Raw genomic sequence first — 263 nt, 5'->3', positions numbered from 1 at the left:
GGCCGGGGCGCCGCGGCCGGTCCCTGGCCGCCAAGGCCGTCATCGCCATGGACATGGCCGCTGATGCTGACCGGCTGGGCCAGCGGCGCCGCCGCCCCGACCGCGACCGGGACATCGCCAAGCCCGACCAGGTCGAAGACGTGCTGGGCGTTGGCGGCGGCGGTCTCGGCATGGGCGTTGCCATGGACGCTGCCCAGCGCCGCGATCTCCACCCCCGGCCGTCCGGCCAGCCACAGGATGGCCAGCGCGTCGTCGATGCCGAC

The 263-nt window shown here is 76.0% G+C and carries 1 protein-coding gene; it reads right to left on the bottom strand.

Features of this window, described 5'->3' with window-relative positions; genetic code table 11:
* The coding region (locus tag P409_RS35865; RefSeq protein ID WP_034850058.1) for a nucleoside hydrolase at positions 1-263 on the bottom strand (263 nt) is incomplete at both ends.

It is taken from the genome of Inquilinus limosus MP06, from assembly GCF_000767795.1.
Taxonomy (GTDB): Bacteria; Pseudomonadota; Alphaproteobacteria; order DSM-16000; family Inquilinaceae; genus Inquilinus; species Inquilinus limosus_E.
The sequence above is the reverse complement of the archived record's forward strand: the minus strand, read 5'-3'. Positions and strand labels throughout refer to the sequence as shown.